This window comes from Dictyobacter alpinus (genome assembly GCF_003967575.1).
Classification (GTDB): Bacteria; Chloroflexota; Ktedonobacteria; order Ktedonobacterales; family Ktedonobacteraceae; genus Dictyobacter; species Dictyobacter alpinus.
Map to the genome: position 1 here is coordinate 2,397,317 of NZ_BIFT01000001.1, position 15,612 is coordinate 2,412,928.

Below are 15,612 nucleotides of genomic sequence, written 5' to 3' on the forward strand. Positions count from 1 at the left end.
ACATCGGGTGACTGCTCAAGACCTCTTTCTTTACTGGTTGTCTACGGCACCCAGGGATTTAAGGGCTGCGCGCTGGGCACTGGTCAGACCCGTGGCTCCGGTGATATTCATATCTTCATAGGGCCTCTCATTTCTCAACGCACGTATACGTGCTCCTCGTTCGATATCCCAGAGATGAATAATGCCTTCATGGTCGCTACTGGCCAGTATTTTTCCATCGGGATGAAAAGCGACTGCATAAATCCAGTGGTTGTGGCCGGTGAGGACTCTTACACAGCGGCCATCTGCTACATTCCACAAACGTATCGTTAAGTCTGCCCCCGCACTGGCCAGCATCTTGCCATCAGGACTGAAGGCTACCGAGAATACTTTGTCTTTATGATCTGTGAATGTGTGTAGCTCTTCTCCTGTTCGTACGTTCCAGATCTTGACAGTCTGGTCCTGACTGGCACTGGCTAGCAGTGCTCCATCAGGACTGAATACGACTGCGCTTACCCCATTGTGATGTCCTGTAAGGCGGTGGATACAACTATCAGTGGCGATATCCCATATCCGAATGTCTGTATCATCGCTGCCACTTGCGAGCCAGGTGCCATCGGGACTGAATGCAACTGAGCCTACCCAATGGGTATGTGCCTCGAATTTTCGGATGGTTTTACCGGTAGGAACATCCCAGAGGCGGATTGATTGATCCTGGCTGCCGCTGGCTAATAACAGACCATCAGGACTGAAGGCGACGGCTCCAACCCAGCTTGAGTGTTCTCGCCATACTTTGGGCTGTTGATCATTCTTCTGGATGTCCCAGATGCGCACGGTGACGTCGTCACTACTGCTGGCTAATAGTCTACTATCAGGACTAAATGCGACGGACCAGATCCAGTGTTTGTGTCCTTGTAAGTTGATGCTTGGTGTATCTGTTGTCGTTTTATCCATGTCCCATATATGTACAGCTTGATCAGCCCCTCCTCCCGCGAGCCATTTACCATTTGGACTGAAGCTAATTGATCGGATCCAGGCTGTATGACCCTGGAGTGTCTTGACGCTTTTTCCAGTAGCGACTTCCCAGAGGCGGATAGTCTGATCGTCGGTACCACTTACCAGTGTCCTGCCATTGGGACTAAACGCGATGGACCAGACACGCCCGGTAAGCCCCTCCAGGGTCCTGATACGCTGCCCTGTTTCGGCGTTCCAGAGGATTATTTTCTGGTCTGTGCAGCCACTGGCTATGATACCTTCTTTGCTAAAGGCAACTGTGCGTATCCAATTAGTGTGCTCGCGCAATACATGGCGGCATACTTTCGTCTTAATATCCCATACACGTACTGTATTATCTGCGCTACCACTGGCTAGTAATGTACCGTCAGGACTAAATGCTACAGCATATACCCAACCATCGTGTCCCTCTAAAACAGCTGATTGACCTGATGCGACGTTCCATAAACGCACTGTGCAGTCTGCGCTACCACTGGCTAACAATGTGCCATCAGGACTAAATGCAACTGAGCGTATCCATTCTTTATGCCCTTCAAATTGTTTCACGGTATCTGCTGTAAGGTCCCATATCCATAAAATTCCACTGTCACTGCCACTGGCTAGCTGCTTTCCATCGGGACTAAAGGCCACCGAATAGACAGCACTTTCATGGTCTAGTTTCTTGAGCTCATTACCCGTTTCAACATCCCAGATGCGTACTGTTTCATCTTCACTACCACTGACTAGTTGTTTTCCATCGGGACTAAATTCTATGGTGTGGACCCAGTCGGTATGGTTTGTGAAGTTGTGTAGTGGCTGGCTACTCTCGAAATCCCATAGCCGAATATCCCCATTATCAGTTCCGGCGGCCATGTATTTGGCATCAGGACTGATTGTAATGCTGAGAATGCTACCAATAGAGTCGGTAAAGACTGAGTCTGTGAGGTCAGCCTGGGAAAAGTTGACTTGTGGAAGGTTAATGCCTTGTAAAAAAGCTTCTCGAACCATGAGATGTGAAAAATCAGCTGCTCGTAAATTTGAGTCCAGTTGTATCAATAGATTAATGGTGTTTCCTACGGCGTAGTTGCGGGTGTGTGGGAGCTTTTTGAGTAATTCTTTGAGGAACTCTTCGCTCCCCTTATAGCTGAATTGAGCAAGTAGCCAACTAAGAATCGGGGCCAGAATCAGGGATTTTTGAGCTTCTCTAATATAATCTTTGGCCTGTGCGAGTAGGAGTGCGTGACCGCAGAAGACTGTGAAGTCACCTGTTTTTAGCTCATTGCAGATTTTCTCAACAAAGCGATCTGTGACGTAACCCATAATTACTGGCTGTAATGTGACCCGTGCGACTCCTTCGGCTTCAATCAGGGAACGGCGCTGTAATGAGCTGATTGCTCCTAGCATGCGGGAGTAGCCGGGAATCTGGTCTAATTTCTTTTGTAATTCATTGAAGCTGACGGACTCTCTCTCGATTGCTAGCCAATACATAATGCTGCGCTCTAAATTTGTCAGGCGTTCGAATTGTTCGTGTAAGATGCTTTGAATGTCTCCAAAGATGCCTGCACCTGTTTGTAAGAATTGCTCAATGTCTCCATCAAACATCTGTTGGATGGGTTCCGCAATCAATTTTAATGCCAGTGGATTACCACCATAGAAGTGAAGTAGGGCTTCCCATACTTTTTTAGATCCAGATAGTTCACGATTGGTCAGTAATTGCTGGATTTCGTCTAGCTGCAATCCTCCTAAAAGGAGCGATTTTACAGGAGTTGTTTCACCTTCCATGAGCACAATTTCTTTTGGCTTCTCTCTGCTCGTCAGAATGATACAACTCCGGTGATATGCTTCTCCCAGACTTCTCAGCAGGATTCCATATCCTTCGTGTTCTTTCTTGTATTCGCCTGCTCTCTCTCCGCTCTGCATTACTGTCTCAAAATTATCAAAGACAATCAGACAAGGTTTGCTACTTAACAACTCTAGCAGGCGGTTGATGAGAAATGGTTGAGCGGTCTCGTCGTCTAGTGGTATGTTTAAGTGCTCGTCATCAGATAAGAAGTGGATACACTCTTCCAGGATTTTTCTGAGTGGTTGACCATCACGCAGCGAACGCCAGAAGGCATATTGAAACTTTGACTGGATCTCTTCTCCTAACATGGCTGCTAATGAGGTTTTACCTATGCCTCCCAGACCAAGGATATTAATTATTTTGCATTGGCGTTGCGTGATGAACTCTTCTAGTTGTGCTAACTCATCCTTTCTTCCGAGAAAAATGGATGCATCAGGCGCTGTACTCCAGTCTAATCTGGTGTTAGACTCCTCGGGCTGGAGTGAAAGGGTTGAGGATTGTGTATATCCTGCTGTGCTAAAAAAGTGTACTCTAGTCTCTCCGTTGAGACCCAGTGCGTTTGCCAGGGCTTCAACGGTTTCTTTTGAGGGTCCACTCCGCTCACCACGACTCAACAAACTGATATAGCCAGGGGTAACTCTTGCCCGTTCTGCTAACATCTTTTTGCTGATGTGTTGCTTTATGCGCAGTTCTTCCAATAACTCATGAAACTGTTTTTCCATTTTTCCCTGCCAAAATTCTATGAAGATTGTTGTTTTATTTTGCTATTGGGATCAATAAGCGTCGATTGAGCGGGATTATCTCATCTGTTATTTGTATGCCCAATTTCTCAAATTCCTCCAAGAAGGACGCCTCCATGGCTCTACGCTTGTCTTCTTGTAGAAATGAAGCACGCAATGCTGTTAAACTTGCTCTGGCGAGATCTCCAATGGTGAGCTGAAAACGTTTCATCGCGAGCTTGTATTCATCTACGAGATTCTTTTGGAATATCCCGGGGTCATCGGTATTAATGGTAATCAATACCCCGGCATCCCATAATATTCTCAACGGATGCTCTTCTATACTTGGACTACTATTTGTTAGCAAGTTGCTGCTTGGACATATTTCAAGCACGATTTGCTCGTTCAGCAGGTCATCGATGACCTCTGTCATGTATACACCGTGTCCAATTCGCTTTATCTGATAATCACGTACTATGCTTATTGTATCTTCTGAGTTGCCAGCTAACTTTATTTCGCCTGCGTGGGGGATAAAGGGAATATTATACTTTTTGGCCTGTGCTACGATCGAAGAGAAAGCCGATAACATGTTGTCTTCCGCTTCCTCACCTCCAAGTCCTACGCCTACAATACTACTTTCCTGGTGTTTATTATCTCGTTCTTCTCGACACCACTCTAAGATTTGTTGGTACTCGTTATAAGACCTTTGTCTTTGATCGGGACCTTCATAGTTTAAGAAATTACGATCATGATCAATGATAAAGCGCACTTCTACCTGATGCTTATCTGACGATTCGTGAACTATCTCATTGTTGGCTTGCATAACTCCCTCATCGAGAGCATTCATGAGTTGCTTGAATGAACTAATCTGTTTTGTTTTATCGTTGATATGCAGCCCGGCTGAGAAGGTAACTTCCATGTAACGTATATTTTGTACGCTCGCATCATATACTAGTTCTCTTACCACACGGGTAAAATCTTCCGGCCTACGTAGGACTGCTACATTTACATCCAGACGGCCCATGAAATCTTTTAAGTTTTTAAATTCGGTCTGTTCGTAAACTCTTTCAAATTCGATCTGGTTATGAATCCCTGGCAATGCTAATATATTGATCCGCTGGGCTAAATTCTGATTGGTTACATGTTGCTCAACTAAATCTTTTACTGTTTTGCGGCGAATTGATCCTTCCAAATGTACGTGTAGTTCTGCCTTTGGCAACATTTGGATGAGTTCATTTTGTCTTGCGGATACCTCATAGTCGGATGTTACTAAAGTAGACATATGCGCTACTCTCCATCTCTGTTGGCACTTGCCCACAAATGTTTGGTTGGTTGATCATGCCTTCTTTCGGAGAGCTGAAGCAAGAGTGAGATAAAAAAAGTAGTAAGATTCCAATAACCCTTGATACGAGAAGATTTGCCCAGCGCCGTAGATGAAGCTGCATCCCTCCAACACAAATGGCTCTAGAAATGCATTCGGTTAGGCTTATCTTCTGCTTATTTGGTGATAATATTTCGTGTGCTCTACAATGATCTTCTGTTTACTAGTTAATTCTGCAGAAATACCCTCATTGCTACCACAACTACATACTGGCAAATAGGCAAGCTGCCGCTAAGGAAAGCACTTCTTGTCTTTAAATAAAGTATAGCACTCCTTAAAAAAAATACTTCTGGTAACTCTTGAAAATTTTATAGTAGTCTGGTATGCTTGTCAATAGTTACCGTTAGTTAATTTAATATTTACTGGTGGTTTCCAGTAACTTTAATGAAATATTAATAACGTTAACGTAAAGATAGAGTGTCGCACATGTCGTCCCTTAATGTGAACGCGGTACAGCTAAACTCCACCTTTTAAGGTCAATGACCTTCCTCTTTGTCAGCATAGTATAAAAAATGGTGCGTGAATATCATTAGACGGTCGCCGTACACCAAAATGCTTATGTTGCCCCCTGTAGCCTGTTATTGATGAGCCAAAAGTACGCTTACTATCCATGTTTAATGGGGAAATTGATAGTGACAAATGACTTTGGAGAACAGCAGGAGGTTTCTATGATTGGCGCAACCAGGCTTTTTTTACTAGCTCTTCCAGTGATTAGCGCACCTGTCGTTTTTTGTTGGTTATTGCCCGAGGCAACTTTGTTTGAGCTCTTTTTGATCTCTTTGGGCATGCTTGTACTGCTGGCTTTTCATCTGCTACTTGTTAAAGAGATCATTAAATTGAATGATTTCAAGCATCGTATTGACCTGCAACGAGCAGTGCGTGAATTGAAATTGGATAGGATCAGACATGGGAATCACCTTGCTGGTCGTCGTCCTCAACGCGCAAGCCGAGGACGACATTTTTAACTGCCTGAATTGTGCCACTAAGATCCAATATTGTTTTCATAGTGGAATAGAGTGTCTCACACTGTAAAGGAGCGCACGATGAATGACATTCAAGCTTCTTCTGTTGCAGGGCCGCAGAAGCAATTTGGAAATTATCACTCTCTGTATATATTAGGACGAGGCGGTTTTGCTGATGTTCACCTGGGTGAGCATGTTTTTCTTCATACTCTGGCTGCCATCAAAGTTTTGCGCACAGAATTGACGTTTATGGATGAGGAGGCCTTTTTAGATGAGGCCCGAATTCTGGCACGTTTGCGTCATCCTCATATTGTACAGGTGCTGGATTTCGGTTTAGAAAATCATACTCCATATCTGGTTATGGCCTATGCTCCTGGTGGTACTATGCGTCAACTCCATCCACCTGAATCACGACTGTCACCGGCAAAAATCCTTGAGTATCTTGAGCAGTTGGCCAGCGCAATTCAATATATCCATGATATGGGTTATATCCATCGTGATATTAAGCCGGAGAATGTGTTGCTGGGTGCTGACAATGAATTGCTACTTAGTGATTTTAGTATCGCGATATCTACGCAGGCTATTGTGATAAATGGACAGGTCTGTATGGGTACTATTGACTATATGGCTCCTGAACTTCTTGGGCTGGAGGCGCTACCTGGCCCGGCCAGCGATCAGTATGCTCTGGCTATAATGGTCTATGAGTGGCTATATGGCGCACCTCCTTTTACTGGTTCTGTTGATGAAGTTTTTTCGCAGCAACTTTTTGCTTCACCTCTTTCTCAATACGCAGATGTGTTAGATGTTCCACTGGCTGTGGAGAAAGTAGTCTTTAAAGCACTTGCTAAAAATCCTCAACAGCGCTTTGCAAGTGTGCAGGATTTCGCTGATGCTTTTCGATCGGCTGTGAATGCGACACAGCGCTTATGGGATGTTGAAGATGCTTCTTTACCAACGATCACTGTGTCTACTTTGCATCCTGGGACGAGTGTCATGCCACGTACCTTTTCTCAGCCATTGCGTGCTGCACCTTATGCAAAGAAAAAGCGTAATAACTGGCATACAGTTACTTCTTGCTTTGGTGCAACTATGCTGGTCGTCCTGGTGATCATCTGTGTAGGTTTATTGGCAGGGCTTGATGCACGGACTTTGGTGCCGGTCATGTCTGTATGTATGTTGGCTTTCCCCGTTGCGTGGGCCTGGATAACAAAAAATCGCTTCTTGTTTTTCCTGGTTCTGATTTTAGGGATAGTGCCCGCATTACTTGCTTTGATCGCACATCTTTTTCTGGTGTTTCCTGTGTCTTACATGGTTCTACTGATCCTGTGTTTCTTGATGACGTTCACTGTAAGCGTAAATAAAGTATGAACTTTGTTCGCTACAAACTTTCTAGATGGGTACAGTAATGAGAGATGAGGTCCAAACAACTTCTGTTGTTGCGTATATCAGACAACTTTACAAGATTCATTATCCACTACTCAGTGATAAGTCAGGTCTCATGTTTACGATGCAACATGAGACCTACTTTTTTTAAGCCTGCTGGTTTTTTTTGCGTTGTAATTGTTTAGTGTCGTGTGGATATTCCTCATCCTCGAAGTCTTGAAGGTTCCAGTTGTGGAGTGGTTGGAATTGCTCTTTTTTGCGCTCCAGGCGGCGTGGGAAGTTGCGTCCTATGTAGATGCCGAGGCTGTAGAGGATCTCTTCGATTGGATGATTGATGCTTTCTTCTTCGGTGATGGCTCGGCCATAGAATGTGCCGTATTCCTGGCGTTCCTGGCTGGCTTTTCCTTTGATCTGCTGGATGTGTTTTGCGGGCAGGAATTCTTCCCCGGTGCGGTATGGGAGATGGAATATGTAACTGGCTGTGTCGCTTTCATAGTGGAAGCTGAGCAGACTGAGCCCTTCTGGATCGAGTTTGCGTAGGTCTCCGGCGTTGAGGGTGTCCCAGTCGTAGAGATAGCGGCTGGTGGTGTTGAGCAGGTCCATGGGATAGATCAGGAGCGCTTCTAGCTGCTGATATGGAATGGGCTGTCGCCTCTGGAGGGCCTGCTGGATGAGTTCTTCTAGTTCGTTCTGGATGAGACCTTCGATTTTTTTCTGGTCAAGTTGTTCCACGTTTTCTGGCGCCTGGAATGGCTGGCCAGTGAGGCGCTGGAAGAGGTGGCGCGCCGTTTCTTCATGGTTACTACTCTGGCTATCTTTGAGAGTTTCGAGTAATAATTCTCCGGCCATGTAACAGGCATGATTAATCATCAGGTGGAATGGAAAGGTGGGACTACCATCTATATAGCCACTGAGTTGGATGGTCCCACTTTGATAGGCTTCTTTGATGAGCAGGGCTTTGATGTTGTAGAGGCTTTGCCGGTCTTCGTAATAGAGTAGGTCGCGCGCTTTGGCCCAGTGGTTGAAGTGGTTGAGTCTGGATAAGGTGTACTCGATGTTTTCGGGTTGACAGAGCCATGTCAGCCGGCCCGCTAATATTCCTCCATTATGCTCTATTTGTGGCGGGTATTCTGGATGGTTGGCGTTTTCCCAGGCCTGGATGATTTTCACTGGAGTAGTTGGACTCAGCTCGCGCTGTTCTGTGTCCAGCATATAGTGCAGCTGGCGGGCCAGTAAATAGAGTTCTTCGCGGAAGCGTAGATTGTTTCCCGTGGAACGTAGGATGAGTCCTGCGGTGAAGTTACAGGGAATGCGTTGGGTGGTGATGGAGGCGAACTGGCTGAGGCGTGCGCTGATGGCATCGTGGATCAGGTAACTGATGCCGCTAAATGTGATGGAGGCAAACTCCTCGTGTGGCGTGATGGTCAGGATCTCGTATGGGTTCATGTTGACTTTTCCGCTTACACCCTGACATGAATAGCGTATGGCTATTCCGGGTAGGGTTTTGAAGAGTTCGATGGCGGGTCTGATGTAGGTGTCGCTTTCATGGGTGCTGGTTTTGTCGATGCTGTCCAGTTTGTTCAGGTGTTGGTATTCTGGATGGTTCAATATTTCTTCAAGGTGCAGGTCCAGCCAGCGGAAAAATTCACGGGCCAGGCGCATATAGCTCCCGTCATTAGCGAGCAAGGCTTGCTCTCCTACCACTGAAAGCAGGTTACGTGTGTAGAGGGCGTTACGCTTGATCCAACGGCCCTCACGGGACTCGACAATTGAGCGCGTGCTCGGATTGCTGGCAAAGTCGTGACAGAAGTTGCGGATATTTTCATAGGTGGCTTCTTCAAATAAGAAATCGCGCAGAAACTTCCATTCTCCGTAAATCTGGTAGTCCTTTTCAATGGCGTCTAGATCAAAACAGGTACGCTCCAGGGTTAATATTTCTTGTTGCATAAATTGTGTCTCTAGCTGCTCAAGGGTGACGCGTATTTTTTCGCGCATCCGTCTGATCTTTCTTTTGATCTCACCAGGCAGTTTTTGACTGGAGTATGGCTTGATGATGGCGGACATTTCTTGCTCAAGGGTCTGCTTGTGATTTTGCTTGATCTCATCCAGATAAGGCATGAGTAAGGATTTATGAGGCTCCTTTAGGGCCTTGAGCAATAATTGCGTGTTGATTTGAGCTAATGAGAGGGCGTCCATCGGGATCTTTTCACAATACCAGAGCGTGATCTGGTTGTCCCCTACTTCGGCTCCTGTGTCGATCTCGGCTGTGAATTTATAGTTTCCATAGGAAATTTTATACATTTCTACGCGCATACTACCTTACCACCTTTCACTGTTCAGTCACTGACTTCCCTATGCGACTGCAATCATTATGTATATATGCCGGGGCACTGCTGTTCTATATGTGGGGCTTTTTTCATGTAGCTTGAGGCTGCTCTTTAACTGGCGTGCCAACCCTTGCGTATAATAGGCCGGCTCTCGTTCCAATTCTTGCAACACCTGGGCCGAGTAATGATAAATAGTGAGTGCTTCCTGCCGTCTTCCTTGCTCGACTAATAAATGCATCAGATGGCAGAGTGCATCTTCATCTTCTGGATGGTATTGCAAAAATGAAAAAAGGAGCTCTTCCGCACGCCGGATACGGTCATTTTTGATGTAGAGCGCAACTAAATGATAGAGGATGCGCCGTTTGGCTCCTTCTATGGTTTGTTTACGGCCCTGTATCCATAAACAGTGGGCCTCATCTTCCAGGAATTCACCTTTGATCAGGGCGTATGCAGCCTCTAGATATGGCAAAGGATCTTTTGCTTGCTGTTCATAACGCACGGCGGTATTGGCCAGATTGACCAGCGCATCCGCATCAACCCAGAGCGAGGATTGTCCAGCTAGCATAAAATAGGTCTCACCATTTAAGCGCTGGGTCTGGAGTAGGCTATCGTGGGTTGACGCAGAGAGAATGTGTCGGCGCAATATTGAGGACACCGTATCCAGCGCATGATTGGCTTGCTCACTTTCACGCATCGGCCAGAGTAGCTTGATTAACTGTGTTTTAGTGGCGCGCCGCCGTGGACTACAGATCAATATTTTAAGCATGAGTAGCGCCGCTTTACGACCACCTAATTCACTCTCCGTCATCAAACGATAACGCGGACGATCACCAGATGTAGATACCACATGCGCCACTGTAAATTCCCCTAACACGGTAATCCGCATAAGAGGATAACGTGGCTTATCTCGCTCCTCAACCACACCCTCTGGTAAGATCATTTTCTTCCCCCCTCACATCCATACAACTTCCTTCACTAACCACTATTTACAGCTCCAAATCCGCATCAATTCGACTGTTTCCGACACCTCATAAAGCAGATGCATCTAAAGCATACCATAAGTGCTCTCACCTCTCTGTGAGGATTCGGGGAGGTTTTGGAGTGGTTTTTTGGGATTAAAAAAAACCTGAAAAACCTCTCAATCACTTAATGCCCTATTATCCAGGGAAGGCGGAAGGGGGGTGTCTCAAACATCCTGCGAAATGTATTCAACCATACCTGAATTTTAAATTGTTTACCTCAACAAATATAGACGTCTATCTTCACAGCGCTTATATTGCGTGCGCACACTCGTTCCCTGGCGGGAACTACTTTTATTAGATGGGAGTGCATCAGGAGCGCATTGCGCTCCTGATGCACTCCCATCTAATAAAAAAAATTGGGGGCGTCAGCGCCCCCAGGTTGGCGTGAGATTTATTACTCTTATAGGGGACGCATTCTAAGGTAATGGTGGCTCGTCCTCGGCACGTGGTAGTTCGAGGGTGTCGGTATAATCGGTTGATTGCAGTTGGTCGGGGTGGTCGGCGTCATACCACCACAGTCTCTGGGTGACTTCCTTCTTCTCGTGATCCCAACAAAAATTGATTTCTCCAAAGTTGTTATAGCCGACGATCAGGTTGCCGGCTTTCCAACGGCTCAGCCAGTGGTCGTAGTTCATGACGGTATTCACAATGCCAGTTCTGGGCGCATCCAGTTTTTGCTCGATTTTTTCGGTGCGCTCGATGGCTTCTTCCAAAAGATTCTCGCGCGTACTTTTCTTCCCGATTGCGCTATCTATCGAGATGTCTCTGGTCTGCTTGCGCAATGTACCTTCCAGTCTGCGCGTGAGTATTTGTAGGATATTGATGCTCTTCAGGACGGACCGTAGTGGTCGTACACTGAAACGTGCCAGATGGGTGTGGGGCTTATGTTCTTTATCCACACTCTGGTTGAGGGAGTTGGTCAGGTAACGTATACGATAGCTGCGGCTGGGAGGAAATTTGTCAAAGGCTCCTGTGAACCATCCCCAGGCTGGCATGATGATTTCATTGGGTGAACGATGGGCGGCAATCAGGCGTGGTATGGCCCACCAGAAGCGGAAGAGTCTTTTACGGATAGTTGTGAGAAGGTAGTCAAGTGTATGGCTATCGTGTCCGTGCACGTCCCAGGCGAAAAAGTCGAGTTTGGGCTGTTTGCCTCCTTCGAGAAAGTTACGCAGCCGTGGATAGCCGATGGCCAGAACCGATATCTGTGCGCCTGAACCTTCATTACAGTAAGGACTGGAGGTGAAGTTGATGAATTTCGCGCTTTGTTTGGTTCTGGTGTCCCAGTATTCCAGGCTTGAACCAAAGGCGTAATGAACGTCGCCGGATAGAAAGATGACGCGTTTAAGGTCGCTCAGGGTGCGCAGGAATCTTTGGAAGGTACTCCACTCCAGCGCCCAGGCTTCACGGTCAAAGCGATAGTTGTCTTTGACACGCCAGCGACTCCAGAATTGGACGGTTTCGACAAAGTCTACTCCAATGACGGGGGCGGCCGATATTATCAGGGTGACTTCGGCATCTTCGCACTCGATGTCATCAATCTGGGTTTTCATGGCCTCGGGCGATAGGAGTCCTGGGAAGTCTCTTGGATGTTGATAGTGGCGCTGGGTACGGGTGTCCATGACGATGATCTGATAGTTTGGTCCTTCGTAGCTGTAGTGCCAGCGTAAGGCTTCTGAAGAGCGTTGCAAGCTACCTTTGCCACTAAAGAATTCTGGCAGTCCAACCGCTCTGGTAATAGTAGCAGCCGGTCGCGTTTTTTCGTCGCCATCCCAGTTGTCCAGGGCCAGGAGCAAGGCTTTTCCGTGTGGCTCGCTGAATTGTTTGGGCGTGTTCCCCCAGGCCTGGAAGAGGGCGTAGGCGATGAGTCCGTTGCGGATGATACGCCGTCCCAGAGGCCTTTTCAAGACTTTATTGCACCATGCTCCATCGAGAAACCAGTCGTCGGTAATGTCGTGGTCGTCGCAGATCATGTAGGTGGCTATGTTGGCCAGGGCTCTCCTTACCTGGGGGAGGGTGTTGCGAAAGCTGTTGAGTCTCTCTATCTCTTCTTGATAATGTGCCTGTTCTTTGGCCTGGGTGACGCTTTCGGCATGCACACCTGGATATAGCCAGGCCCAAAAATCTTTGACGCTGAGCAACTCTTTGGGCCAGAGGGTATCCGACCAGCTAAATAAATACATAGCGATATATTCGCTGAGTGAGATCAGATGATTATCGGGTTTGGTGGTGGTGAAGCCAGCTTGATTGAGGATGACGTTTTTACGGGTTCCTGGTAGTAATTTATTGGCTGGTAGATGGAGATGAGGTAAGATCTCTGTCTGGTTACCTGCCAGTAAGGTTTCTCCTGCATCTATAAGCGCATGGAGAAGGGGGGTGGCTACATCGTCGGCGTAGATCTGATCTCCAGTCATATAAAGTTGCTGTGGACGATCCTGACCGCCGTTTTCTTCGGCTCGGGCGATGATGGTATCGACACCGGAGAGGGTTTCTTTGCCGATGCCATGGGTTTTGCGGCATGAGCCATGGATGACGCGTAGCTGATGAATATGCTGAGCCGGTAGCACAAAGCTCGGTAATGGATGGCCAGGATAGGTAATACACTTGATTGGTTCGGCCTCGTTGGGATCTGTGCTGAGCACTCCTGGAGTGGCTAACTGCTCGCTGGATTCGGCCTGTTCTGTGTGCTGATGGGCCTGATTTTTGCTGAAGGTCAGGTTGTAGTAGTAGCGTTGACCCCATTGGAGAGGCTCTTTCTCATCATCGACGCTGGCGGTGATCGCTATGATATGCAGATTATCACCCAGGCGAACAGTCCGTTGGCTGCCACTACATTCTTCATGCAGGTTGTTCGCTTCGTTGCTGCTATAAACGCTAAGGGTGACATGACGTGACTCTTTAAGTGCAAGCCAGACGGTAACGCTGTGTGGTTCAACCCTTCTTACAATCGGGCCAGATAAGATCAAGGGGAGCTGCTCGATGCGCTCGGCCAGTGGGGTCCAGGACATAAGAAATATTTCTCCGTGCGTATTTGCTGCTCTGTTGCGCTACTATAAATAAGCTCAAACATTCATTAGTTATACGGTTAATCATCAGGTTTGGTCGCAGTCTGACTATTTTCTCTCCCTCTTTTCGTGATGTGCCTGAAAGTGGTAACATGGCTTGCATTATCATATTAAAAATAATGGCGAAGCAGGTTTCTTCGCGGGTAGGAAGTTATGACGCAAGCTCAAAAAAATGAAAAGATGGCTCTGCCAATTGAGAAGGAATATATTTCTGGCGAGTATCGCTGGTTTACGTATGCTCCGGATGTGACGGGGCTGCGCTTGATCTGCTTGGAGGATCTGACTACGGGTACGGTGGTGACGACGACGGTGGCGAATCCTGACAGGCGGACGGCGGCCCATAAGGCATGGGCGGGTGCACGTCAGTCGCGGGCCGCTGGTATGCCGTGGGATATTTTGAGTGAGATGGGGGAGAAGGGGGTCGATCCAGACCAGAAGATCGAGGAGACGTTTCGGGGCTATGGCCATGCTTCTGTAGGGGATATGGCTCGCTTGAGTGTGGATATGGGGAAGATTCCGATGCATCTGTGCCTGGCTCTGTTTAATGAGGGATCGCTGAATTCTGGTCAGGAGAAGTCGACGCGCTATCAGCCGCGCTTTGGGAAGGCGGTTTTGCATCAGGTGCGTAATTATCTGCCTGCGGATTTCCCTGAGGCGGATCTAGTGGCTTTGGAGGAGCAGTATCAGGCGTTTGGCGCTCTGTCTCTATCCTTGTTTGCTCAGCACCGCGAGAAGTTGATGACGGCCTTTACACAGTATTATCAGGCCGATATGAGCCAACGGGACCAGAAGAGTGCTTTGACTTCGCGGGTGCTGGATTGTGTGCGCTCGTTTTTGCTGTTTGGTCAGTGGAGTGGAATGTCATTTGAGACTTCGGCCCGCGATTGGTCGCGTATTATCGCGGAGTTGAAGGCGGCTCCTGTGGCGTATTATCATCGGGTGGCGGCCCAGATTGAGCGTTTGCTGGCCCCTACGGCGGAGGAAGAGACGGCCCTGGCTTATAAGGCTGAGGCTCCTGGTCTGGTGCGCCATACGCATCCTATTGCCACAGTCAATCAGAATCTTCAGGCACTGCGTGAGTTTCTGCTAAGCGAGACCGATCTGCTGAAAGTGGTCCCGATCCAGCGTGAATTTCCCGGTCGGATAGAGCAGCGCGTGCGCCTGCTGGATGCTGAATGGACTCCTGGCGATCGTCTGCTGGCTGAATATGCGTTATTGCTCTGGCCTGGTCTGGAGCGTCATGCGCTGCTGGTCTGGATCCATGGGCAGTCTGTGGAGACAAAGCAGGCACTGAGTCGGTTGCTGTTTGCGGAACATAATAATTATCGTGAGTTGCCTGGCTTTGCGCGTACGACATCGATGACGCTGGCCATTGAGAGTTTTCTGGGTGAGTTGCGGGACTTTAATCGCCATCGTGCCTGGGGGCGTTTCTTTCCTTTACCGCTGGTATTTGGGGAACGGGTGAGCCGTGATACCATCCAGCAGATTTTAGCGCGTGGCTTTGGCCTGCCGCTCTACCTGTCTGAGATTGCGGAGTTCGCGGAACTGCGCGTGGCGTTTGAACGCGATCTCTTGGATTATTATCAGCGCCTGCAGGCGTTCCTGGATCAGGTTGCCACACAATATGGGGAAGCAATTGATTATGCTTTTATGCTCAATCTATTGCCTCTGGCTCACCAGGTAGATCTCTGGATGCATGGCGATCCCAAGCAGGCCCTTTACCTGACAGTCCAGCGTGTCCGACCGGGCGGCCATATTAATTATCGCGCCCTGGCCTATGAAGCTAATCAACTGCTGGCGGCATCAGATCCCTATCTATCGGCTCTACAATTGGAACACCAACCGGATCCCGCGAACCGCGAAGAGTTTTTTGATCGCAGCTAGAGGCTCGAGTCTAAGGTTGTGGTAAAAAGAGGGAAGTGGAAGATTATACTTCCA

General features: G+C 47.8%; 8 protein-coding genes. 3 read left to right on the top strand and 5 right to left on the bottom strand.

Annotation, left to right across the window (positions count from 1 at the left end; translation table 11 throughout):
* Nucleotides 1-30 precede the first annotated feature (30 nt).
* Together EL633_RS09510 and EL633_RS09515 are read right to left on the bottom strand one after the other, a co-directional pair.
* On the bottom strand, nt 31-3,537 hold the full coding sequence (locus EL633_RS09510; protein ID WP_126626952.1) for a WD40 domain-containing protein: 3,507 nt from the start codon (nt 3,535-3,537) through the stop codon (nt 31-33).
* 34 nt (nt 3,538-3,571) lie between these two features.
* Nucleotides 3,572-4,816 carry an adenosine deaminase family protein gene (locus tag EL633_RS09515; RefSeq protein ID WP_126626953.1) on the bottom strand — a complete coding sequence of 415 codons (1,245 nt, stop codon included), beginning with the start codon at nt 4,814-4,816 and terminating at the stop codon, nt 3,572-3,574.
* A gap of 767 nt (nt 4,817-5,583) precedes the next feature.
* Between EL633_RS09515 and EL633_RS09520 the strand changes: the two genes are divergently transcribed.
* Both EL633_RS09520 and EL633_RS09525 read left to right on the top strand, forming a co-directional pair.
* Nucleotides 5,584-5,880 (top strand): hypothetical protein, encoded by a 297-nt coding sequence (locus EL633_RS09520; RefSeq protein WP_126626954.1) that lies wholly within the window; start codon nt 5,584-5,586, stop codon nt 5,878-5,880.
* 78 nt (nt 5,881-5,958) lie between these two features.
* Nucleotides 5,959-7,245 carry a serine/threonine-protein kinase gene (locus EL633_RS09525; protein ID WP_126626955.1) on the top strand — a complete coding sequence of 429 codons (1,287 nt, stop codon included), beginning with the start codon at nt 5,959-5,961 and terminating at the stop codon, nt 7,243-7,245.
* Between the two features lie 162 nt (nt 7,246-7,407).
* Here EL633_RS09525 and EL633_RS09530 read toward each other — a convergent pair whose 3' ends face one another.
* The 3 genes from EL633_RS09530 to EL633_RS09540 form a co-directional block, all read right to left on the bottom strand.
* Entirely contained in the window at nt 7,408-9,573 is a 2,166-nt protein-coding gene (locus EL633_RS09530) for a hypothetical protein (RefSeq protein WP_126626956.1), read from the bottom strand.
* A 39-nt stretch (nt 9,574-9,612) separates the two neighbouring features.
* Nucleotides 9,613-10,527: an AfsR/SARP family transcriptional regulator gene (locus tag EL633_RS09535; protein WP_126626957.1), complete on the bottom strand. Its 915-nt coding sequence runs from the start codon at nt 10,525-10,527 to the stop codon at nt 9,613-9,615.
* Between the two features lie 498 nt (nt 10,528-11,025).
* A complete protein-coding gene (locus tag EL633_RS09540) occupies nt 11,026-13,617 on the bottom strand; it encodes a metallophosphoesterase family protein (protein ID WP_126626958.1) in 2,592 nt (863 codons plus the stop codon).
* A 210-nt stretch (nt 13,618-13,827) separates the two neighbouring features.
* On the opposite strand from EL633_RS09540, the gene EL633_RS09545 reads away from it, so the two are divergent.
* A complete protein-coding gene (locus EL633_RS09545; protein ID WP_126626959.1) occupies nt 13,828-15,558 on the top strand; it encodes a hypothetical protein in 1,731 nt (576 codons plus the stop codon).
* The last annotated feature ends 54 nt before the right edge of the window (nt 15,559-15,612 follow it).